Here is a 22,523-nt window from a genome sequence, read left to right on the forward strand (position 1 = left end):
TGACTGGGCGCCACCATGATCGACATCGTTCCCATCCGCCGGGCGTTGATATCGGTGTCCGACAAGACCGGCCTGGTGCGGTTCGCCCGGGCGGTCGCGGCCCAGGGGGTCGAGATCCTGTCCACCGGCGGATCGGCCAGGACGCTTCGCGAGGCCGGGGTGTCGGTAAAGGAGGTCTCCGAACACACCGGGTTTCCCGAGATCATGGATGGGCGGGTCAAGACGCTGGTGCCGCAAATCCATGGTGGCATCCTGGGGCGCCGGGATCAGCCCGAACACCTGGAGCAGATGCGCCGGCACGGGATCGCGCCGATCGATCTGGTGGTGGTCAATCTCTATCCGTTCGAGGCGGCGGTCGCCAAGGACGCCGGCTATGACACCTGCGTCGAAAACATCGACATCGGCGGCCCCGCGCTGATCCGTGCCGCGGCGAAGAACCATGACTTCGTTACTGTATTGGTCGACCCGGGTCAGTACGATGAAATGCTTGAGCAGTTGGCTTCGTCCGGTGGTACCTCGTTGCGGCTGCGCCGTCGCCTGGCGGGGGAAGCCTATGCTCGCACGGCGGCTTATGACGCGGCGATCGGGGGCTGGCTCGCGGGGCAGCAGGAGGACATTTTCCCCAAGCGGCTGACGGTATCGGGCGAGCGCTTGCAGACCTTGCGATATGGCGAGAACCCGCATCAGGCGGCGGCATTCTACGCGGCATTCGACCCCTGGGGCAGGCGGTTCGGCGTGGCAACGGCGGTGCAGGTTCAGGGCAAGGAGCTGTCCTACAACAATCTGAACGATACGGACGCCGCGTTCGAGTGCGTGGCGGAGTTCGAGGCGCCGACCATCGCCATCATCAAGCACGCCAACCCGTGCGGCGTGGCCAGCGCCGAGCGGCTGGTGGAGGCTTGGGACGCGGCGTTTCGGTGCGATCCGATATCGCCCTTCGGCGGCATCGTTGCGATCAATCGGACCCTGGATGCGGCGACGGCGGAAAAGATCGCCGCGATCTTCACCGAGGTCATCATCGCGCCTGATGCCGATGATGCCGCGAAAGCGGTTGTGGCTCGGAAGAAGACCTTGCGATTGCTGTTGACGGGTGGGGTGCCCGATCCGGCCGCCGACGGCCTGACGTTCCGCAGTCTGGCGGGCGGGTTCCTGGCGCAGACGCGGGATGCCGGGCGGGTCGGCGCGGCTGACCTGCGGGTGGTGACCCGGCGTGCCCCGACCGATGCTGAGACCGCTGACCTGTTGTTTGCCTTCCGGGTCTGCAAGCACGTCAGATCGAACGCGATCGTCCATGCCAGGGCGGGCGCGACTGTGGGCATCGGTGCCGGCCAGCCGAACCGGCTCGACTCGGCCCGGATCGCGGCGTGGAAAAGCGAGGCAGCGGCCAAGGAGGCGGGGCTGCCGGAACGGTTGACGCAAAACAGTGTGGCCGCGTCGGATGCGTTCTTCCCGTTCGCCGATGGGTTGGAGGCGGTGGTTGCCGCGGGCGCGACCGCGGTGATCCAGCCGGGCGGATCGATCAGGGATGCCGAGGTGATCGCGGCGGCGGATGCGGCCGGGGTGGCGATGGTGTTCACCGGGATGCGGCACTTCCGGCACTAGACCATTTTCAGCATGACCGTGCATGCTGAAGTTGGTCTAGCTCTACGTTTTGTGCATGCTTCACGCGCCTCGCGCGATCAGCGCGTCCTTCGGACGACGAAAGTTCCGCCGAAGCCGCGATCATGCTCCAGCGCACCCCCGCTCCAGGAGTCGGGCAACGCGCTTCCTCGCCAGCCCGACATGAAGCCATTGATGAATTTCGTTGCCGTCCATATCGACCAGATGGGTGCGGCCATTAGCTGAGCTGGGGTTCACGCACGGTGAGGCCAATGTTGGTCGCGACATGCTGGCAACGACAAATCAGGAGACGGCCAAGACGATGCGCCAACATAATGGGCGAACGCCGGCGTTCGATCGCATGGAACATCCGGCCAGGACGGGCCCGATAAGGCGATGTGGGTTCGATCTGGCCCGGCATCTTGTCAGTCCACACCCCGAATTTGGACATTACGGCAGCAACACGGCGGAGCCCGAGTACAACGATTGCCATGCCGGCTCCGACAGTCGGCAAACAACAGCGGTCGTCGAGACTTTGCGGAGTGGGACGCCAGAGCGCATGCGATCATGTCGATAAGACGCCCGGTTGCGCCTGCCGCAGCCTGGATATTGCTCGCGCTGGTTGCCAGCCTGTTGCCCGGTTGCATGATCGAACAGCTTCTGATCGGGCAGTGGTATGGCGTCTATACTCCGCCAGTCGGGGCGTGTCCGCGTCTTGAATGGCGGTTTGTCGTCGACTCGCACCGGGCGATCAATGGGTTCCTGGCGGGCGACGGGCAACAGCGGATCGCCACCTTGTCCGGCCTGCTCAATAACGATGACAGCTTTCAAATCACGGCCACGGATGTTGCTGGCGGTCGGACAGCCAGCGTGACGGGGCAATTCACCTCGCAGTTGAGCACAATTTCCATCCACGGCCTGGCCGCCGGGCCAGCCTGCGATGGACAAACCTTCAAATTGCGGTTGGGGAGTTATTTCGCGCGACAGGGCGGCGGTGGCGGCGGTGGCGGTTAGCGCGCGATCGCTTTTGGCGGCATCGTCAAAAGCGTGAATCTCCCTGTGAAAACAATGACTTGCGGGGCATTATCGGGTCGACCAGAGGCGATAATGCCCTAGCCAGCCTCGTCCAAAAGCGAGCCAGGAACGTTGCTGACTGCGGGCCGGGCGGCCTGGCGAACGCCGTCGGTCGCTTCTACGCCGGTGTATAGATTGCCAGCTTCAGCGCCGGGTCATCATTGGCCTGAAAAGTCGCATACGCGAACCGCAGCAAGCCTCGCTTCGGGTGGTCCAGTAGTTTCTGCCCGGCCCCACTGCCGCGGATGTCGTGTGCCTCCCACCATATCGCGAACTCGGTGCTGCCGTCCCGGAGCCGCCGCAACAGGTCGAGAAAAGCCGGATCGTCCGCCCACAGGTCATGCGTCGTTCGGAACTGAGCCACCATTCGCTTCGCCTCGGTCGCCCAAGTTGCCGCGAAAAGCCGCCGAGCCCCCGGGTCGGTCAGCATATAGAGCAGGATATTGCGGTCGGCTTCCGCCAGATTGCCAAAGTCGGCGAAGATTTCGGCCGCTGCCGCGTTCCACGCCAGGACGTCCCATCGGCGTCCGGTGATATAGGCGGGCTGATTGAGGCCCTCGACCAGACGACGAAGCGGGTCAGGCACGATCTCCCGCGTGAAGCGACTGCGGTCGGCGTTTCGTGTCAGTGCCCGCAGATGGGCATGCTCTGCCGTGTTGAGGCGCAGCGCCCGTGCCAGGGCATCGACCGTGGTGACCGACGGACTGATGGCGCGTCCCTGTTCCAGCCGGATATACCAGTCGACGCCGATGCCCGCGAGTTCGGCGACCTCCTCGCGTCGCAGGCCTGGGGTCCGGCGCCGCCGCAGCGCTGAAAATCCGACAGAATTCGGGTCAAGCCGCTCACGTCGCGATCTGAGGAAATCACCGAACGCATCTCTGTTGGTTTCCGCCATCAGCTTCGCTCCTGCGTCGGAAGGACATGCGGCCTCTTTGAGCCGCGGGACACCTGGTGGCTGCGCCAGGCAGGGACCACGCAGTCCTAGGATAATGCCAGGCCTGGATGGGTGCCTCGGCTCTGTCAGGATAGCCGCCGGTCACATGAAAGGCACGTAGATGAAAGCTGCAATTCTGAATGCGCTTGGATCGCCGCTGGACATCAACACTTTGCCCGATCCGATCCTGGGCACGGGCGAGGTCATCGTCGACGTCGTCGCGACCGCGGTTCTGCCCTATGCGGGCGAGGTGTTCGGCGGAACGCGAAAATACCTGCTCACTCTGCCGGTGGCCCCCGGATGCGGGGCGATCGGACGGGTGCGGGCGGTTGGGCCGGACGCCACCCGTCTGGCCGTCGGCGACTGGGTCTGCTGCGATCCGACCGTGCGGTCGCGTGACGACGCGCTGTCCCCCGACATCACCCTGCAGGGCTGGAGCGCTCGCGGTGAAGGCGGCCTGCACCTGCAGAAGCATTTCCACCACGGTCCGTTCGCCGAACAGATGCTGGTCCCGACCGAGAACGCCGTGCCGATCGGTCCGATCGAGCCTGCCGAGGCCGGACGCTGGTGCGCACTGACCCACCTGCTGGTGCCGTATGGCGGCCTGCTGGCGGCGGGCCTGCGGGCGGGCGAGACCATCCTGGTCAGCGGCGCCACGGGAAACTTCGGCAGTGCCGGCGTCGCCGTCGCGTTGGCGATGGGGGCGGGCTGTGTCGTGGCACCCGGCCGGAACCAGGCGATGCTGGCGGATCTGTCGCAGCGCTTCGGGCCTCGCGTTAGAACCGTGACGCTGACTGGCGACGAGGCGGAGGATGGTCAGCGGATGAGGCAGGCGGCCCCAGGCCCGATCGACTGCGTTCTCGACCTGCTGCCGCCGTTCGCCGGCACCAAGCCGGTACGGGCCGCGGCGATGACGGTGCGGGAATTCGGCAGGGTCGTGCTGATGGGCGGCGTCGGTATGCTGGGGGGTGACGATCTGGCACTGCCGTACCCGTGGATCATGCGGAACAACATCACCATCCGCGGCCAGTGGATGTATCCGCCCGAGGCGGTTATTCGCCTTGTTGGGCTGATCCGTTCGGGGTTGCTGGATTTAGGCCATTTCGAAATTACCGACTTCGACCTGGCCGATGCGAACCAGGCGGTCGCTCATGCCGGCGCCAATGGGGGCGCCTTCAAGTTGACCGTGCTGCGGCCTTGAGCATTCCGATTGACGATGCTTCGGCCTGATCCGGCCGCAGTGGCTGACAACGCCGTCCGGGAGCTTGGTCCGGCGCTTGCGTCCTTTCGGGTAGTTGCCGTCGGAGAAGCCAGCTAACGTGAGGTTGCCAACAGCCAGCCGGACCGCTTCATGCCTCAGCGCGTCGCGTTCGTAACCATCGGCCAGTCGCCGCGTGGCGACGTCACGCCCGACATCATCGCACAGACGCGCACGCCACTGACGGTGATCGAGCGTGGAGCGTTGGATGGGCTGGACGCGGCGGCGATCGCCGATCTGGCGCCTCGGGCTGGCGAGCCGCGTCTGGTATCGCGGTTGCGCGACGGACGCGAGGTGCTGCTGGGCAAGCCAGCGATCGATCGGCGTCTGCACACGATCCTGGCCGATCTGGACGCCGATGGCTTCGACCTGCTGGTGCTGCTGTGCACCGGGCAGTTCACTCGGTTCCGCTTGCGGACGCCGTTCATCGAGCCTCAGCACACGGTCGATCATTTCGTCCAAGGTCTGGCGTACGGCGCCGAACGGATCGGCATCCTGCTGCCGAACGCGGCGCAGATTGGTGAATTTCACGGCATTCCCGGCATCGCGACGAAGCCGGCCAGCGCCTCACCTTATGGTCCGGACCCCGAGGCGGCGTTGCGCAATGCCGGGGCGGTGCTGGCCGATACCGACCTTATCGTGATGCATTGCATCGGCTATACGGAGGCGATGCGGCAGGTCGTGAAGCGGGCCTCCGGGCGGCCGGTACTGGTGTCGCGCCGGCTGGTCGCGCACGCGATCGACCTTCTGGCTGCATGACCCAGGACGTCGAGGTCCATCCCAAGCTGCTGGAGCCGGCGATCCTGGTTCTGGTGGTGGTGCTGTCGGTGTTCGGCGCGATCATCGGGCTGCAACTGCTGACTTCCTTGGGGGTCACACCGAACACGTCGATGGTCGGTGCGCTGGTGGCGATCGCGCTGGCGCGCGTCCCGCTGGGTCTATTTCGCCGCTACCGTTCGGTTCACGTGCAGAATTTGGCGCAGAGCGCGATCTCGGCGGCGACGTTCGGCGCAGCCAACAGCCTGCTGCTGCCGATCGGGATACCCTTCGTGCTCGGGCGACCCGACCTGATCATGCCGATGTTCGCCGGCGTCGCCTGCGCGATGCTGCTGGATGGGTTCCTGCTGTATCGGATGTTCGACAGCAAGATTTTCCCGGCGACCGGCGCCTGGCCGCCGGGCGTGGCGGCGGCAGAGGCGATCAGGGCCGGGGACGAAGGCGGCCGCAAGGCGGCGGTGCTTGGCGCGGGCATCGGCGTCGGCGCGGTCGGCGCCTGGTTTGGGATCCCGATGTCGGCGTTCGGAATTGCGTTCATCGGCAATGTCTGGGCGCTGACTATGTTCGGCGTCGGGCTGTTGCTGCGCGGCTATTCGAAGACGCTGTTTTCCGGGCCGGCATTTCGGTCGATCCTCCCCGGCGGCGACCTGAACGCGGCGCTGGTGCCGCATGGGTTCATGATCGGTGCCGGTCTGATGGCGCTGGTGCAGGTCGGCCTCGCGATTGCTCGGCGTGACACGGGGTCCGAAACGCAGGCGACGCCGATCCGAGCCGGCGGCACATTGGGGTTGGGATTCGCCGGCTACGCCTGCATCGCGGTCGGCATCGCGCTGGCCGGCGGTCTGGTGAGCGAGCTGTCGGTCGGCTGGCTGGTCGCCTTTGTGCTCTACGCCGCTTTCGCGGCCTTCGTGCACGAGCTGATCGTCGGCCTGGCGGCGATGCACTCGGGCTGGTTTCCCGCCTTCGCGGTGGCGCTTATCACCTTGTTGATTGGCATACTGATCGGCTTTCCGCCACCGGCGCTGGGGCTGCTGGTGGGTTTCTCCGCTGCCACCGGGCCGGCGTTCTCCGACATGGGCTGCGACTTGAAGGCCGGCTTCCTGCTGCGCGCCGGCCATGGCGCAGCGTTCGAGATGGATGGCCGTCGGCAGCAGTTGTATGCGGCGATGGCCGCTTTTGTCGTGGCAATCGTGGTTGTCGGCTTGACCTGGCAGGGCTATTTCGCGCGAAACCTGATCCCCCCGGTGGACCGGGTCTATGCCGCGACGATCCACAATGGCCTGAGCGGGCCGGCCGCAACTTCGATGATGCTCTGGGCGGTGCCCGGCGCCCTGATGCAGTTGTTGGGCGGCCAGCAACGCCAGTTGGGCGTGCTGTTCGCAACCGGATTGCTGATCCCCGCGCCGCTGGCTGGATGGGCCGTGCTGATTGGCATTGTCTGCCGCCAGGCCTGGATGGCGGTCCGGGGTGCCGAGGGCCGCTCGATCATGGAGGTGTTCGCGGGCGGGGTGATCGCCGGCGACGCGCTGTTTTCGTTCTTCAATTCGGTCGGCGGCAGTTTTTCGCGGCGCCGCTGATCCGCCTGCCGCCGGCGTTCGAGGACCGGATGCCGCGAAGTTGTTGCGATAACGCAGGAAACCTTGTAAACGCTACGAAATGACCCGAATTCTGGTTGTCGGATGCGGTTTCGCGGGCGCCACGCACGCGCGCGAATTGGCCGACGCCGGATGGGAGGTCGATATGATCGACCAGCGCGGCCACATCGCCGGCAATGCCTTCGACGAGATCGACCGCAACGGCATTCGGATCCATCGTTACGGTCCGCATCTGTTCCACACCTCCAACAGAAGGGTGTTCGACTGGATCACCCGGTTCGGCGCGTTCGTCCCGTATGAGCACCGCGTTCAAGCGCTGCTGCCGGACGGACGATGCGTCGGGTTGCCGATCAACCGAGCGACCATCAATGATGTTTTTGGTCTGGGGCTGAACGACAGTGAGTCGGTCAGCGCCTTTCTGCGGACGCAGGCTGTGAAAATCGCCGATCCGGCCAATGCCGCCGAATACCTTGCGGCGAATATCGGCGTGGTATTGTCGGATCTGTTTTTTCGCCCCTATACCAAGAAGATGTGGGGCCTCGATCTCGAGGACCTGGATAGCTCTGTGGTGAAGCGGATTCCACTGCGTCACGACAATGAGGATCGCTATTTTCCGGATGAAAGCTACCAGGTGATGCCGCAGTTCGGCTACACACGGCTGTTCGAGGTTATGTTAGACCATCCGCTTATCCGCGTACACTTGAACCAGTCGTTTGACGCCTCGATGCTTCGGGGTTACGCGCATTGTTTCAACAGCATGCCGATCGACGGGTTTTTCGACTACCGGCTTGGCCGACTTCCCTATCGATCCATACGTTTCCACCATCACACTGTCCCGTTTGATCACGGCCGCGGGTCGGCCGCGACAATCAACTTCACCGACCCCAGCCCGTTGACGCGGGAGACTGACTGGACCCGGATACAAGGCCACGTTGTCCGTCAAGGTCTGAGCAAAACGATTACGCGAGAGGAACCTTGCGACTTCTCCGAAAACGGCGATGAACGATATTATCCCGTGAAGACCTCCGACGGGCGGTATCAGGCGCTGTACAGTCGATACAAGGCGCTCGCGGCCGAGGTCGCGAATGTCAGCTTCATCGGTCGCTGTGGAACCTACCAGTATCTCGACATGCATCAGGTCATCAATCAATCGCTGGCGCACGTATCGGATTGGGTCGGACGGCAACGGGCCTTGGGGTCTAATGACCGAGGGCCGACGTCTGGGCTGTCGTCATCGGTCAGCGAACCGCGCGGTCGGTTTGCCTATAAGCGCAACATCGGGCTATCTGCCGGGCCGTAACCGAGGCAGCGAAAGGCCACCGATGGCGCCGAATACCAAGCGGGTGTTCTACGTAAACAACGTTTCCGCGCAGATTTATCTCGATATCCTGGCCAGGCGCCCGGACATCCACGTGGACAAACTGGTCAACGATTCTCCGAACCATGACGTCGAACCGGTGCTGACACAGGCGCATGCCTACCAGATCGGCAGCAGCCGGCAGGAACTGGCGATGGCGCTGCAAGGCTATGCGCCGCTGCTGGCCCGTTGTCCCAGTCTGCTGGTGCTTTCGACCAACGGCGCCGGCTTCGATACGGTGAGTTTGGCCGACGCCACGGCGGCCGGTGTCATGGTGGTGAACCAGGCGGGCGGCAACAAAGAGGGCGTGGCCGAACATGTGATGGCGATGATGTTGGCGCTGTCGAAGCGCATCGTCGTCTCCGACCATGCGATGCGCCGTGGGGTCGCGTACCGGCGGCAAGACTTCATGGGCGATGACGTGCAGGGCCGCACGATCGGGATCATCGGTCTTGGCCATGTCGGCGCCAGGGTGGCGGAGCTGTGCCGTGGATTGTTTCAGATGCGGGTGATTGCCTATGACCCGTATCAGACGCCTGAGCAGATTGTCGCAAAAGGCGCCGAAAAGGCCGCGACGCTGGAAGCGATGCTGCGGGTCGCCGACTACGTATCGGTCAACTGTCCGCACACCGCTGAAACCAGGGGGATGATGGGGCCTGAGCAGTTCGCAATGATGCAGGCGCACAGCTATTTCATTACGACCGCGCGCGGCGGGATTCATGACGAGCGTGCCCTGGCGGAGGCGCTGACGGCGCGGCAGATCGCCGGCGCCGGTCTGGACGTCTGGGAAGACGAGCCGCCGCCTTCCAACCATCCGTTGCTTGGCTTCGACAACGTGGTGGTCAGTCCGCACACGGCTGGCATCACGCGGCAGTCGCGGCACAATATTGCCAGGATCGCGGCCGAGCAGATGCTTGATATCCTGGATGGGAAGAAGCCTTCACGCCTGCTGAATCCCGAAGTCTGGGAGGTTTACTCCGACCGGTTCGCGCGGATTTTGGGCTACCGGCCCCAGGGGTAGGGCCGGGACGCCAATCTTCAGGCGATGAATTTGTAGTCGAACGCGTCTGCCGTGGCCTCTACCCGTCCGACCGTGGGGCTGGGGAAGTGGATCGGCAACACAAACGTTCCGGTTCCAGCGATATCGCCCAGGAAACGGCGCCGCGACACCTCGGCCTGCTTGGCGTCCCAGTCAAAGATGGTCGACCAGCCTGGTTCGCGGACCTGCAACGCATGGTGCATCAGATCGCCTGTCACCACCGCGTGCTGGCCGCCCGATTTGATGTTCACGCAACAATGGCACGGTGAGTGACCCGGCGTCGGGGTAAGCCAGACCGTGTCATCGAGGGTGTAGCCATCGTCCACCAACAGGGCCTGCCCGGCTTCGACGATCGGCAGGCAGTTGAAGCGCCAGACATTCCCCGGCGGCTGCTTGTCTTGCTTCGTCGCCTGCTCCCAGGCGGCGTATTCGCTTTTGTGGAACACGTATTTTGCATTCGGGAAGGTCGGAACCCAACGTCCGTCGCGCAAGATCGTGTTCCAGCCGCAATGGTCGATATGCAGATGGGTGCAAAACACATAGTCGATCTTGTCGAACGACAGCCCGGCGGCTTTGAATTCTTCCAGGTAGCGCTGCTTGGGAAAATCCATCGGCGCGGGATAACCTTTGTCCTCGCCGGTGCAGGTGTCGATCAGGATCGTATGATGCGGCGTTCGCACCACGAACGTCTGATAGGTGATATACATCATCCCGGAGACCGGATCGAACACGACGGGATCCAGCGTTTTCAGGTGTTGGGCCGCCACTTCGGGATCATAGGCGGGAAACATATCGGCGGGCTTACGCCAGGGACCATCCCGTTCAATGATGCTGGTTATGCTGATGTCGCCGATTTTCAGAGTTCGCATTGTTTCGCTCCCGCTGGTAGGTGTTTGCGCGCCTCGACGCACATCCCGAAGATGGAATCAGATCTCCAGGCGGTAGAAGCGTGCCGCGGTGCCGCTGAAAAGCGCGGTCTTCTCGGCGGTGGAGGCGTCCCGCGCCAGGATCTTGCAGGCATTCCAGAACGCCGCATAGCCGTACGATCCCTTGTCCACCGGGAAGTTGCTTTCGAACATGCAGCGTGTTGCGCCGAATGCTTCGATGCAGGTTTCGACATAGGGTTTCCAGGCGGCGGCGAGTTCCTGCGATGACGGCGGTTCCGCCTTGGTATGGAAATCCCAGCCGTTGATCCGCATTGCCATGCCGCCGAGTTTCACCACCACGTTCGGGCAGGCCGCCAGCTCTCGGATCGACTTCGACCACTCGGCGAGAATCTCGGCGCGTTTGCCCGCATAGGAACCGATCGCCAGCGGGCCACCAACGTGGTTAAGGCATATCGGCGTGCCGGGGAATGCTTGTGCCAGCGCGGTCACATCGGCGATCTGAGGATGATACAACCATGCATCGAACGACAGATTGAGCGGCGCCAGGCAGGCAAATCCGTTGCGGAACGTCTCGTCGTACATCAGCTGTGGCGGGGGCGCATAGGCCGGGTTCATCAGGGTCGGATCGGGGTCGTAAGCCGTAATGTGCCGGATGCCGCGGAATCGTCCGCCTCCGGCGCGAATATGGGCCTCCAGCACCTGGCGTGATTGATCGCCGTTGCGCAGATCGACGTGGCCGACGATGCCGGCACAGATCCTCGAAGGCCCATAGCCGCCGGATGCGCTCATGGCCGCGACGCCGTTGACGAATTCGGTCTCTCCGACCGGCCTGAATGCCTCGGGGCCCGATGCGCGGTGCATCGACCGGCACTGGACGAACACCGTGCCGACGATGTTGTGGCCGCTGTTCGTATCCGCCAGTAGATCGTCCAGCATGTAACGCCAGTCGGACCGCTCCCACAGGTGGTGATGCGGATCGATGATCGGCAGCGCCGGGTCGAGGATGGGCTCGCTGCGGCGCGCCAGCCAGTCTTCGCGCACGGGCAAATACGGGCTCGGGGTAGATGTGCTGCTCATGGTTGGGCGTTTCCTTTTATCGGTTTCCGCATTCTTTCCCGCCGGGCGCGGACTGCCAAGAGCAGCGGTCAAAGGCTGGTCGATCATAGGCTGGTCAGGGCCCCGACGCTGACCGGCTTGGTGGGGAACCGTGCCCGCAGCGGCTCGATGGCGGAAACCGGGACACCTCGCGCCTGGGCCAGCACTTCGATCGCCACAGGCGCGCACATGCGGCCCTGGCATGGTCCCATGCCACAGCGGGTGTAGGCCTTGAGCTGATTCATCCCCGGGCAACCGGAACGGGCCGCGAGCCGCACGGCGCCGGCGGTGACCTCCTCGCAACGGCAGACCAGGGTGTCGTCCTCCAACCGCACGGACAGGGGCGCAAACAGCCGGTCCAGCAGCGGCCGCGCCGCCAGGCACCGCCGCCGTTGGGCGTCCAACGCGGAGGCATCGCCGCCGATCAAACCCAGAACCGCGATGCGTCCGGACAATACCGCCGCCGCGGCGCCGCCGACGCCTGCGCCATCGCCGGCGATCAGAATCCCGGGCACCGAGGTCCGACCCGATCGGTCCAGCATCGGTTGCCAGCAATGTTGCGTATAGCTCCATGTATGGACGCACCCAACCGCTCGGGATACTTGCACAGACGGAATGACGCCATCGTGCAGCAGCAGCGTGTTGGCGGTTTCGGTTTGCCAGCCTTGGGTGGTCCGGAACGAGACCGCTTGCAGTGCGGTCTCGCCCTCGGCCCGGATGTCGGATGCCGCGACCCAGCGGACACCGGCCTGCGACAGACGCCGCCAAGCGAGGCCGCGACGGATCTCCGGCAGCGCGTTCAGGGAGATGTGCTTCAGCGCTCGCAGCGGCGCGAACCCATTGGAAAGGTCGATCACACCGGCGATCCGGCCGCCCGCTTCCAGCACCTGCGTGGCATAGAGCCACAGCAGCGGACCCTGGCCTGCCAACCAGGTGCTTGTATCGGGCAGCAGGCCGCCGGTCTTCAGCGCAATCTGCGCGGCGCCGACCGTCATCACGCCCGGAAGCGTCCAGCCGCGGATCGGTAACGGCCGTTCGGTGGCGCCGGTGGCAAGCAGTATGGTCTTGGCCGACAGGGAATGCGCGCCGTCGGTGTCGGACCAGAAGGCCTGGCCGTCGGGCTCGATCGCCCACAGCGTGGCATTCCACCGCGCGTCCACCGCACTGCCGCGAAATCGCCCGATCAGGGAGAGGGCCGCCGCGTCCTCGGCGTCCTTGGCGCCGCGGGCTTCCAATGCCTGCCAGACGCGGCCGCCGGGCGCGGTGTTCTCATCCAGCAGCATCACCGAAATTCCATGTTCGGCGGCCTCTACCGCGGCACCCAGCCCGGCCGGCCCAGCACCGACGATCAGCAGATCAACGGCCCCAGTTCGCTTCGTCATCGCGCGGGTCGCGCGTCATGTGTTCGCGCGGGCCGCGCGTGGTGTATTGGCGCAGCCCGTGCCTGGTGCGGCGGAGTCACCCGCGGAAGTTCACCAGTCTGCCGGATGGCGAGCCCAGCACTTCGTCATCACGCATGACGATTTGGCCGCGTACGATGGTCGCCACCGGCCAGCCGGTGATCTGCATCCCGGCGAACGGGGTCCATCCGCACGGTGCGGCGATCCAGGATTCCTCGATGCGCCGGCGGCGTTTCATGTCGACCAGGGTGAAGTCTCCATCGTAGCCGGCGGCCAGGCGTCCCTTGCCGAGCACGCCATAAACCCTGGCGGGTCCGGCGCACATCAGATCGACCATGCGCGCCAGCGACAGACGGCCGGCATTGACGTGGTCCAGCATGATCGGCACCAGGGTCTGCACCCCGGTCAGGCCGGCGGGGCAGTCCGGCCAGGGCAGCAGCTTCTTGTCGCGCGGATGCGGCGCGTGGTCGGACCCGACGGTATCCACCGTGCCGTCGCTGATCGCTTTCCAGGCGGCGTCCAGGTGCTGTTGGCCGCGGATAGGCGGGTTCATGACGCCGAAGCCCTCCAGTCGCTCGTAGCAGTCCGGCGCGACCTGGGTCAGATGGTTGACCAGAACCTCGCATGTCGCGATGTCGCGGTAGTCTTTCAGGTAGTCCAATTCCTGCGCGGTGGAAACGTGCAGGATGTGCGCCGAACGCCCGGTCTTGCGCGCCAGCGCCATCAGCCGCCGGGTGCCGAGGAAGGCGCACTCCTCGTCGCGCCAGACCATGTGGTTGGCATAGGGATCGCCGGACTTGAACATTGGCTTGCGCGCCTGCAGGCGGTATTCGTCCTCGCTATGGAAGGCGATCCGCCGGCGCCCGGCGCGCATGGCTTGTTCCAGATGATCATCGTCCTCGATCATCAGGTCGCCGGTCGAACTGCCGGCGAAGATCTTTATGCCGCAGACACCGTTGCCCACTTCCAATGAAGCCAGCGCGGCGATGTTGGTCTTGGTGCCGCCGACATAGAGTCCCATGTCGCACCAGGCGACCTGCTGGACGTAGTCTTGTTTCCAGGTCAATCGATCCTTGTCCGTAATGGACGGGCTGGTGTTCGGCATGTCGAACACGGTCGTAAGGCCTCCGAGCACGGCGCCTTTGGTGCCGGTGGGAATGGTTTCGACCGCTTTGTCACCAGGATCGCGCAGATGCACGTGGGGATCGATCAAGCCGGGCAGCACATGCAGGCCGGTGGCGTCCAGTGTGTTGTCGGCGGTGCCATCCGAGCCGACGCCCAGCGAGGCGATTTTTCCTCCGCGTACTCCGACGTCGATCTGTTCCGAACCCCAGGGCAGCAAGCAGGTGCCGTTGCGAATCAACAGATCGTAGTGCGCCGCCATCGGTGATCCTTTCTCGATGCCGAACCGTGTTAGCACCGTTGCGCCCGATTGGTCACTCGGTCAGCCTCGACCCTGAACCTGCGCCGGTGTAGTGTCTCGACAAAGGGCGGAGGAATTCATGCTGAGCAAGGCCCAGATCGAGGAATACCATGACGTCGGCGCCATCGTCGTGCCGGACGTGCTGACCGCTGACGAGGTTCGCACGCTCAGCGACGTCACCGATGGCTTTGTCCAGCGCGCTGCCGGGCTCACCAGCCATACCGACATCTACGACCTGGAGGACAGCCACTCCGCGGCCAATCCCAGGGTTCGTCGGATCAAGGCGGCGCATCTGCACGACCCCGCATATGCCGCGCTGACCCGGCATCCGAAGATCATCAGCGTGTTGCAGGCGCTTTGGGGGCCGCACATCCGGTTCGATACCGCCAAGCTGAACATGAAGTGTGCCGGGTTCGGCGCGCCGGTGGAATGGCACCAGGACTGGGCGTTCTATCCCCACACCAACGACGATCTTGCGGCGGTCGGCGTCATGTTCGACGACATGGCGATGGAAAACGGTCCGCTGATGATCATTCCCGGCAGCCACGCCGGCCCGACGTTCGACCACCATGCCGACGGCGTGTTCTGCGGCGCGATGAGTCCGGACAATCACGACGTCGACTATGCCAGGGCGATCCCTCTGACCGGGAAGGCCGGTTCCATTACGGTGCATCATGTTCGCGCGGTGCATGGGTCGGCGCCGAACGTCTCCGACCGTGACCACCGCCTGTTGTTGTTCCAGTTCCGTGCCGCCGACGCCTGGCCGATCCTGGGGTTTCCTGGCGGCATCGAAGCATTCGACGCGCTGATGGTCGCCGGCCAGACGCAGCAGCCGAGGCTGTCCGCCGCGCCGGTGCGTTTGCCGTTGCCGCCGGCGGCTCGGCAAGGCTCGCTTTACGAAAATCAGAAGGGCATGAAGTCGCGTTTCTTCGAGATGGCGGCGCAGTAGGGCTGATCGAACCGATCTTTATGCCGCACTGACAAAATCGTCGCTCATGCAAGACGAGGCAAGCACATGACCGTCCGTAACGTCGCCCACGAGAAACTGACCCAAGGGCATCTGTCGCTCGGGGTCGGCATCCGCACCACACGCAGTGTGGAGGTGGCCAAGATGATGGCCACGGCGGGCTTCGACTGGCTGTTCCTGGACATGGAACATGGCACGATGTCGCTGGACGCTTGCGCGCAGATTTCCGCCGCCGCACTTGACGCCGGCATCGCGCCGATCGCTCGGGTGCCGAATGGGCAATACTCGATCGCCACGCGGGCGCTGGACAACGGCGCAATGGGTATTGTCATGCCGCATGTGGATACCGCGGCCGAGGCGCGCGAGGTGGTCGAGAGACTGAAGTATCCGCCGATCGGCCATCGTTCGGTCGGCGGCTGGGGGCCGCACTATCAGTTACAGAAGCTGAGCACCGGGGACGCGGTGAAGGCGCTGAACGCGGCCAACCTGACCGTGGTCATGCTGGAAACCCCGACCGCCATTGCCAACGCGGCCGAGATCGCCTCGGTCGCCGGCGTGGATGTGCTGCTGATCGGGTCGAACGATCTGTGCGCGGAAATGGGCATCCCCGGGGATTTCGGCAACGACCGGTTGGCCGAGGCCTATCGCGCGATGATCGCCGCCTGCGCTAAGCACGGGAAATTCCCTGGCATGGCGGGCATTTACAACGAGGCGATCATGCCACGCTACATCGAGATGGGTGCGCGGTTCATCCTGTCCGGCCAGGACGCATCCTTCATGCTGGCGGGGGCGCAGGCGCGGACCGGGTTCCTGCGCAAGACGCTGGGCAAATAGGCGCGACGTTGACGTCTCAGGGCGGAGGCCATTCTCGGGGGCGCCCCGGCGTTACGCCAGGGCGATCATGTCCTACGTTGGGAAATAGTGCCGGTATCGCCCTGCATCACGGGTCAACAAGGCGCAGTTCAACACGGCTGCGTGCGCGCCAACGAAGAAATCTGATAATACCCCGGTGCGTGTCCCGCCCCGACTGCGGTAGAGCCTGAACGCCTTAGCCGCCAAGAACAGGGCGGCCCGAGGAATCGGCTCTAGCCGGACGCCCAGTTCAGTGAGCGCCGTTTCAAGCGTTTCGATCGACTCGAACCGGACCGATAGTTCCGCATACACCACATCGTTGATTAGCAGAGGTCCAACCACCGAGGCCCGCGAAAGTTGCAGCCGAGACCATGACATCCAGCACGGATCATTCGTTACGATGTCCAGCAGGATATTCGTGTCAACTAATGTCCCGATTCGAAAGTCCGTCATACTGTGGATCAGCCGCTTTATGGACTTTCGAAACCATAAACCACACTAGTGTCCCGAGTCCGAAGTTCGCCCTATCAGGCGAACCTCAGCCTCGCGACTAGTGGCCGATCCCATGCGTCCGCCGCGAAGTGCGGCGAACTTCTGGGGCAGGACACTAGCGTCAATCAGTCGTCACCACGCAGCAGCGCCATGATCTCATCGGTGCTCATGCCAGGGCCAGCGCTGCCAACCACGCGCTCAAACCGAGGCATGGCCGGCTTCTCCGCCCCCACCTTGCGCAGGATCACCTCGCCCGCCGGGTCCAGGACGAACTCCACCGAGTTGCCCGGGCGAACATCCAGAAACTCGCGGATCGGCTTGGGAACTGTGACCTGACCCTTTACTGTAATGGTACTCATGGCATGTCCTTGAGGTAATACCGTCCGGACATAAGGTATTACCATCCTCCCTTCAACCACTGGTTTCCCCAAACACCCACTTGCGCCTATGCTCGTTCTTTAAGCCCCCCGCTACCCAGGAGCATCCATGGCACCGCCCCCGCCCTTCGGCGCGAACTCCGCGGCTGCACGCGACATCGCCAACGTGCTGCATCCGTACACCGACCTGGAAGCCCACCAGACCACCGGCCCCACCGTCATTTCCCACGGCAAGGGCGTTCGAGTGTGGGACGAGGCCGGCAAGGAATACATCGAATCCGTCGCCGGCCTGTGGTGCGCCGCGCTTGGTTTCGACAACGAGCGCCTGGTGCAGGCCGCCGCCAATCAGATGCGCAAGCTGCCGTTCTATCATGCGTTCACCGCCAAGTCGCACGAGCCGATGATCGACCTGGCGGAGATGCTGATCGCCCGGGCGCCGGTGCCGATGAGCAAGGTGTTCTTCGCCAACTCGGGCTCCGAGGCGAACGACTCGGCGATCAAGATGGTCTGGTACCTTAACAATGCGCTCGGCCGGCCAAACAAAAAGAAGATCATCGGTCGTCTGAAGGGCTATCACGGGATCACCATCGGGTCGGCTTCGCTGACCGGGCTGGCGGCCAATCACCGCAGCTTCGATGTACCGCTGCCGGGCTTCATCCACACCATGACGCCGCATTTCTACCACGGCGCGTTGCCCGGTGAGTCGGAGGACGACTTCGCCTCACGCTGCGCCGATGAACTGGAGAAGATGATCCTGGCCGAGGGGCCTGACACGGTGGCGGCGATGTGGGCCGAACCGATCATGGGTGCGGGTGGCGTGATCCTGCCGCCGCGCGGCTATTTCCCCAAGATCCAGGCCGTCCTGCGCAAATATGACGTGCTGCTGGTGGTGGACGAGGTCATCTGTGGCTTCTGGCGCACCGGCAACTACTGGGGCAGCCAGACGCTGGATATCGAGCCCGACATGATGGTCTGCGCCAAGGCGCTGTCATCATCCTACCTGCCGATCAGCGCGGTAATGGTGAACGACTGGGTGTTCCAGGCGCTGGCCAAGGAAAGTCACACGATCGGCACGTTCGGCCACGGCTTCACCTACTCCGGCCATCCGGTGCCGGCGGCGGTGGCGATCGAAACGTTGAAAATCTACGACGAGATGGAGATCGGCGCCCATGTCGGATCGGTCGGGCCGTATCTGCAATCGGAACTGCGCCGCCGCTTCGGCGATCACGCTCTGGTGGGCGAAGTGCGCGGCACCGGCCTGATCGCCGCGGTCGAACTGGTGGCGGAGAAAGCGAGCCACCAGAACTTCGATCCGAAGGCAAAGGTGGGTGCTCGCCTGACCGCGCTGTGCGAAGCGAACGGCGTGATCGTCAGGACGGTGGCGAACGATTCACTCTGTTTGAGTCCGCCGCTGGTGATCTCCAAAGCAGATATCGACGAAATGCTCAACCGGATAGGCCGAGCCGTGGAGGAGCTAACGGTGCAACTGCGACGCGAACAGATCGCAATCATCAGTTAGGGGGCGTTTGAAAACCGATATCCTGCCTTCGGTGCTCGCCACGGGGCGGCGGACTTTGTTTACTGGCCTGCTCGCAACCCTGGCACGACGGCAACCGGCGAAGGCAGCTGAACGATGGCAGGTGTTGCCGCCGACGCCGGCGCCTCCGATCGGCGCGGCCGGCTATGCCAAGGTCGACGGCATCAGATTGTATTACCTGGAGGCCGGTTCGCGCACGGCCGCGGGTACGCCGGTGGTGATGCTGCATGGCGGGCTTGCGAACTCTGATTATTTTGGCAATCAGGTCCCCGCCCTCGTGCGCCAGCATCGCGTAATCCTCGTCGATAGCCGGGGCCACGGACGCAGCACACGAAACGGGATGCCGTTCAGCTATGACCTGATGACCGATGATGTCGTGGCGTTGCTCGATCAACTGGGCATTGCCCGCGTTCGGATCGTCGGCTGGAGCGACGGGGCGATCATCGGGCTCGACATGGCCATGCGGCATCCGGATCGCGTGGACCGGGTCTTCGCGTTCGGTGCCAACACCCGCACCAGCGGACTGAAGCCGGATGTCGAAAATAACCCAACCTTCGCACGGTTCATCGCCCGGGCTCGGCAGGAATACATCAGGCTGTCGCCCACGCCGCATGATTACGCCGGCTTCCTGGCCCAGATCGGACAGATGTGGCGCACCCAGCCAAATTGGACGGACGATCAGCTTCGCGGGATCCAGGCGCGCGTGCTGATTGCCGACGGACAACACGACGAGGCGATTCGGCGCGACCATACCGAATACATGGCGGCAACGATTCCGCGGGCAGGATTGCTGATCCTGCCGAATGTCAGCCATTTCGCGTTTCTGCAGGATCCGGCGCTGTTCAATGCCGCCATGCTGGATTTCCTGGATGGGCACGACTGATTCGGCGGGGCTATGCCGCCAACTGTTGCTCGAAGCGCCGCTGGCGCCATTGCAAGAGCTTCCAGGCCAGCCTGGTGGCGCCGGCTGAGAGCCGACCGCGCGGCGGTAGCCCGACCGCCTTGAGGATCATTCCGGTGCTGCGTTCGATGTGGCGATAGCGATAGAACCCCATCGCGCTTGCCATGTAGGCAGCGGTGCAGCGGTCGTGCCGGTAAGCCTGCGACTCGGGCTCGTTGCCGCAGTGGTAAGCGTAGGCCAGTTCATCGTCCTCTGACTCGCCGATCCGTCCCAGCGCGATGCGCAAACGGGTGACGACCCCCAGCTTCTCGCGCGAGAGGTAGCGGCGCATGTGATCGTAGAACAGCTTGAAGTGCCGATATTCGTCCGCCGCGATCAGCTTGCAGACCTGCCGCAGCACCGGCTCCGACGCCGCTTCGCCCAACGCCGTGTAATAGCTGGAGGTGCCGGTCTCCACCATGCAGCGCGCGATCAGTTCCCCGGTGCGGGACCCACGGATCGAAGCTTCGGCGTCGACCTGGACCGAGTACCCGGCGCGGTAGCGAGCGAAAGCGACTTCGAAGTTCCAGGCCGGGTCGGCGAGACTGGCCCATTTTGCCAGCGCGTCGCCATGCTGAACCTCCTCCTCCGCCCAGTGGTCGGCCGCCTGACGGAAATCCGGGTCATCGCGGAACACCCGGCCGAGGTAGACGGCGTAATCCCGACCGTTGCGCTCGACCATCGCCGCGGCCTTGACCAGCGGCACAAGCGCCGGATCAACCGCCGAGGGATCGAACCGATCCCACGCCACATTTTCGATCCGCCAGTGTTTCATCCGGTTATCACGCTCGCTGAAGGTTCGCAGGCAAGATCGACGATGGCCTCAGACTATAGGAAGGCTGAACCGAAGATGAAACCACCCAGGCCGCGATCGGGTTTCGGAGCAAGGCGTCGCGCCTGGGTGGCGATGCCGATCGGCCACATTGCCGGGTCCGCCCACGGCAGCGCCGGGTCGCACGGTCGCTGCAGAGGACGCCCAGCGATATTGGCCCAGGGGAACCCCGTCCAGAGTTGAACTAGCCGGCTGCCTCGACCATCGCGCGGGCCGATTGGACGGCATCCAAAGCCGCGTCCTCGACTGCCACGTCGGATTTGTCGGCTGCTTCATAGGCCGCTTCCGCTTCGGTCAGCCGGCGTTCGGCATCGGCCTTGTTGACCTCGGCCAACGGGATCGCGTGGTTCGCCAGCACGGTGCAGCGCTCCGGCGTCACTTCGGCGAAGCCGCCATCGACGAACAGGCGGTCGATGACCCTGTCACCCTCGTACAGGTCGATGGTGCCGCCGCGCAGCATGACGATCATCGGAGCGTGGCCTTCCAGCACACCCATGTCGCCCTCCGACGCCGGGATCACGGCCATGTCTACCGGACGGGACAGCAGCAACTTCTCCGGACTGACGATCTCCAGGTTGGTCGGCATGGCTTATCCTTTGAAACGGCGATCCAGGTCTTCGGTCGGGCGGTCGCCCGGCGAGCGCGCTTTACGCATTGGTCTTCAGCGTCTCGGCCTTCTGCACCGCTTCCTCGATCGTGCCGACCATGTAGAACGCGGCTTCCGGCAGGTGGTCGTATTCGCCGGCGCAGATCGCCTTGAAGCTGCGCACGGTGTCAGCGACGGGTACGAACTTGCCGGGAAATCCGGTGAACACTTCCGCCACATGGAACGGTTGCGACAAAAACTTCTGGATCTTGCGAGCGCGCGCAACCACCAGCTTGTCCTCTTCCGACAGCTCGTCCATCCCCAGAATGGCGATGATGTCCTGCAGTGACTTGTAGGTCTGCAGGATGCGCTGGGTCTCGCGCGCGACGTTGTAGTGCTCCTCACCCACCACCCGCGGGTCGAGCGATCGCGAGGTCGAATCCAGCGGGTCCACCGCCGGATAGATCCCCAGTTCCGCGATCTGACGGCTGAGTGTCGTGGTCGCGTCCAGGTGGGCGAACGACGTGGCGGGGGCCGGGTCGGTCAGGTCGTCGGCCGGGACGTAGATCGCCTGCACCGAGGTGATAGAACCCTTGTTGGTCGAGGTGATGCGTTCCTGCAGCGCGCCCATATCAGTCGCCAGGGTGGGTTGGTAGCCCACCGCCGAGGGGATGCGGCCCAGCAGCGCCGACACCTCGGCGCCCGCCTGGGTGAAGCGGAAGATGTTATCGACGAAGAACAACACGTCCTGGCCTTCCTCGTCGCGGAAATACTCCGCCAGCGTCAGCCCCGAAAGGCCAACCCGAGCGCGCGCGCCCGGCGGCTCGTTCATCTGGCCGTACATCAGCGCCACTTTGGAGCCTTCGATCAGGTTGCCCTGTTCATCGACCTTGATCACGCCGGCGTCGATCATTTCGTGGTACAGGTCGTTGCCCTCGCGGGTGCGCTCGCCCACGCCGGCGAACACCGACACGCCACCGTGGCCCTTGGCGATGTTGTTGATCAGTTCCTGGATCAGCACGGTCTTGCCGACGCCGGCGCCGCCGAACAGGCCGACCTTGCCGCCCTTCAGGTAGGGCGCGAGCAGGTCGACCACCTTGATGCCGGTGACCAGGATTTCCGCCGAGGTCGCCTGATCCTCGAACGACGGTGCCTCACGGTGGATCGGGTAACGCTGGGCGGTCTTGACCGGGCCCTTTTCGTCGATTGGTTCGCCGATGACGTTCATGATCCGGCCGAGCGTTTCGGGTCCAACCGGCACGGTGATCGGTCCGCCGGTGTCGGTAACTTCCTGGCCGCGGACCATGCCGTCGGTGACGTCCATGGCGATGCAGCGGACGGTGCGCTCGCCGAGTTCTTGCGCTACCTCCAGCACCAGCGTGCGGTCCGCGATCTTGCTGGTCAGCGCGTTCTGGATGAACGGCAGTTCGCCGTCGAACTGCACGTCCACAACGGCGCCGAGAACCTGGGTGACGCGTCCGACGATATTGCTTGCCATCGAT

The 22,523-nt window shown here is 64.2% G+C and carries 21 protein-coding genes; 11 read left to right on the forward strand and 10 right to left on the reverse strand.

Annotated features, from left to right (window positions below; all coding sequences use genetic code 11):
- Positions 1–15: 15 nt before the first annotated feature.
- Both purH and ACQY4Y_RS09235 read left to right on the forward strand, forming a co-directional pair.
- Complete coding sequence (gene purH / locus ACQY4Y_RS09230; RefSeq protein ID WP_428490250.1) at positions 16–1,602, forward strand: bifunctional phosphoribosylaminoimidazolecarboxamide formyltransferase/IMP cyclohydrolase; 1,587 nt, start codon at positions 16–18, stop codon at positions 1,600–1,602.
- A gap of 564 nt (positions 1,603–2,166) precedes the next feature.
- Positions 2,167–2,613, forward strand: a complete 447-nt coding sequence (locus ACQY4Y_RS09235) for a hypothetical protein (protein WP_428490251.1) — start codon at positions 2,167–2,169, stop codon at positions 2,611–2,613.
- Positions 2,614–2,791: 178 nt separating this feature from the next.
- Here ACQY4Y_RS09235 and ACQY4Y_RS09240 read toward each other — a convergent pair whose 3' ends face one another.
- A complete protein-coding gene (locus ACQY4Y_RS09240; RefSeq protein ID WP_428490252.1) occupies positions 2,792–3,568 on the reverse strand; it encodes a helix-turn-helix transcriptional regulator in 777 nt (258 codons plus the stop codon).
- Positions 3,569–3,728: 160 nt separating this feature from the next.
- Here ACQY4Y_RS09240 and ACQY4Y_RS09245 point away from each other — a divergent pair, with 160 nt between their 5' ends.
- From ACQY4Y_RS09245 to ACQY4Y_RS09265, 5 genes are all read left to right on the forward strand, one after another.
- Positions 3,729–4,808 carry an alcohol dehydrogenase catalytic domain-containing protein gene (locus ACQY4Y_RS09245; protein ID WP_428490253.1) on the forward strand — a complete coding sequence of 360 codons (1,080 nt, stop codon included), beginning with the start codon at positions 3,729–3,731 and terminating at the stop codon, positions 4,806–4,808.
- 150 nt (positions 4,809–4,958) lie between these two features.
- A complete protein-coding gene (locus tag ACQY4Y_RS09250; protein ID WP_428490254.1) occupies positions 4,959–5,624 on the forward strand; it encodes an AroM family protein in 666 nt (221 codons plus the stop codon).
- Complete coding sequence (locus ACQY4Y_RS09255; protein ID WP_428490255.1) at positions 5,621–7,219, forward strand: OPT/YSL family transporter; 1,599 nt, start codon at positions 5,621–5,623, stop codon at positions 7,217–7,219. Before ACQY4Y_RS09250 ends, ACQY4Y_RS09255 begins: the two co-directional genes overlap by 4 nt.
- A 79-nt stretch (positions 7,220–7,298) precedes the next feature.
- Positions 7,299–8,537, forward strand: a complete 1,239-nt coding sequence (locus tag ACQY4Y_RS09260) for a UDP-galactopyranose mutase (protein ID WP_428490256.1) — start codon at positions 7,299–7,301, stop codon at positions 8,535–8,537.
- A gap of 211 nt (positions 8,538–8,748) precedes the next feature.
- Positions 8,749–9,615 carry a hydroxyacid dehydrogenase gene (locus ACQY4Y_RS09265; protein WP_428490257.1) on the forward strand — a complete coding sequence of 289 codons (867 nt, stop codon included), beginning with the start codon at positions 8,749–8,751 and terminating at the stop codon, positions 9,613–9,615.
- 17 nt (positions 9,616–9,632) lie between these two features.
- Here the strand turns inward: ACQY4Y_RS09265 and ACQY4Y_RS09270 are convergent, their stop codons facing one another.
- The 4 genes from ACQY4Y_RS09270 to ACQY4Y_RS09285 all read right to left on the reverse strand — a co-directional run bounded on the left by ACQY4Y_RS09270 (position 9,633) and on the right by ACQY4Y_RS09285 (position 14,399).
- Positions 9,633–10,502 (reverse strand): MBL fold metallo-hydrolase, encoded by an 870-nt coding sequence (locus tag ACQY4Y_RS09270; protein ID WP_428490258.1) that lies wholly within the window; start codon positions 10,500–10,502, stop codon positions 9,633–9,635.
- Between the two features lie 57 nt (positions 10,503–10,559).
- Positions 10,560–11,597, reverse strand: a complete 1,038-nt coding sequence (locus ACQY4Y_RS09275; protein WP_428490259.1) for an amidohydrolase family protein — start codon at positions 11,595–11,597, stop codon at positions 10,560–10,562.
- Between the two features lie 83 nt (positions 11,598–11,680).
- On the reverse strand, positions 11,681–12,997 hold the full coding sequence (locus tag ACQY4Y_RS09280) for an FAD-dependent oxidoreductase (protein ID WP_428490260.1): 1,317 nt from the start codon (positions 12,995–12,997) through the stop codon (positions 11,681–11,683).
- A 76-nt stretch (positions 12,998–13,073) separates the two neighbouring features.
- Positions 13,074–14,399 carry a dihydroorotase gene (locus ACQY4Y_RS09285; protein ID WP_428490261.1) on the reverse strand — a complete coding sequence of 442 codons (1,326 nt, stop codon included), beginning with the start codon at positions 14,397–14,399 and terminating at the stop codon, positions 13,074–13,076.
- A gap of 118 nt (positions 14,400–14,517) precedes the next feature.
- On the opposite strand from ACQY4Y_RS09285, the gene ACQY4Y_RS09290 reads away from it, so the two are divergent.
- Both ACQY4Y_RS09290 and ACQY4Y_RS09295 read left to right on the forward strand, forming a co-directional pair.
- Entirely contained in the window at positions 14,518–15,387 is an 870-nt protein-coding gene (locus ACQY4Y_RS09290) for a phytanoyl-CoA dioxygenase family protein (RefSeq protein WP_428490262.1), read from the forward strand.
- Between the two features lie 66 nt (positions 15,388–15,453).
- Complete coding sequence (locus ACQY4Y_RS09295) at positions 15,454–16,239, forward strand: HpcH/HpaI aldolase family protein (protein ID WP_428490263.1); 786 nt, start codon at positions 15,454–15,456, stop codon at positions 16,237–16,239.
- A 72-nt stretch (positions 16,240–16,311) separates the two neighbouring features.
- Here the strand turns inward: ACQY4Y_RS09295 and ACQY4Y_RS09300 are convergent, their stop codons facing one another.
- Together ACQY4Y_RS09300 and ACQY4Y_RS09305 are read right to left on the reverse strand one after the other, a co-directional pair.
- Complete coding sequence (locus tag ACQY4Y_RS09300) at positions 16,312–16,710, reverse strand: type II toxin-antitoxin system VapC family toxin (protein WP_428490264.1); 399 nt, start codon at positions 16,708–16,710, stop codon at positions 16,312–16,314.
- A 164-nt stretch (positions 16,711–16,874) separates the two neighbouring features.
- Positions 16,875–17,108 (reverse strand): AbrB/MazE/SpoVT family DNA-binding domain-containing protein, encoded by a 234-nt coding sequence (locus ACQY4Y_RS09305; RefSeq protein WP_428490265.1) that lies wholly within the window; start codon positions 17,106–17,108, stop codon positions 16,875–16,877.
- A 127-nt stretch (positions 17,109–17,235) separates the two neighbouring features.
- Here ACQY4Y_RS09305 and ACQY4Y_RS09310 point away from each other — a divergent pair, with 127 nt between their 5' ends.
- Both ACQY4Y_RS09310 and ACQY4Y_RS09315 read left to right on the forward strand, forming a co-directional pair.
- Complete coding sequence (locus ACQY4Y_RS09310; RefSeq protein WP_428490266.1) at positions 17,236–18,645, forward strand: aspartate aminotransferase family protein; 1,410 nt, start codon at positions 17,236–17,238, stop codon at positions 18,643–18,645.
- Between the two features lie 7 nt (positions 18,646–18,652).
- Positions 18,653–19,546: an alpha/beta fold hydrolase gene (locus ACQY4Y_RS09315; RefSeq protein ID WP_428490267.1), complete on the forward strand. Its 894-nt coding sequence runs from the start codon at positions 18,653–18,655 to the stop codon at positions 19,544–19,546.
- A gap of 10 nt (positions 19,547–19,556) precedes the next feature.
- On the opposite strand, the gene ACQY4Y_RS09320 is transcribed toward ACQY4Y_RS09315, so the two are convergent.
- From ACQY4Y_RS09320 to atpD, 3 genes are all read right to left on the reverse strand, one after another.
- Positions 19,557–20,378, reverse strand: a complete 822-nt coding sequence (locus tag ACQY4Y_RS09320; RefSeq protein ID WP_428490268.1) for a ferritin-like domain-containing protein — start codon at positions 20,376–20,378, stop codon at positions 19,557–19,559.
- 241 nt (positions 20,379–20,619) lie between these two features.
- Positions 20,620–21,021 carry an ATP synthase F1 subunit epsilon gene (gene atpC / locus ACQY4Y_RS09325; protein WP_428490269.1) on the reverse strand — a complete coding sequence of 134 codons (402 nt, stop codon included), beginning with the start codon at positions 21,019–21,021 and terminating at the stop codon, positions 20,620–20,622.
- Between the two features lie 61 nt (positions 21,022–21,082).
- On the reverse strand, positions 21,083–22,519 hold the full coding sequence (gene atpD, locus ACQY4Y_RS09330; RefSeq protein ID WP_428490270.1) for a F0F1 ATP synthase subunit beta: 1,437 nt from the start codon (positions 22,517–22,519) through the stop codon (positions 21,083–21,085).
- Positions 22,520–22,523: the final 4 nt, after the last annotated feature.

It is taken from the genome of Rhodopila sp., from assembly GCF_965277165.1.
Lineage (GTDB): Bacteria > Pseudomonadota > Alphaproteobacteria > Acetobacterales > Acetobacteraceae > Rhodopila.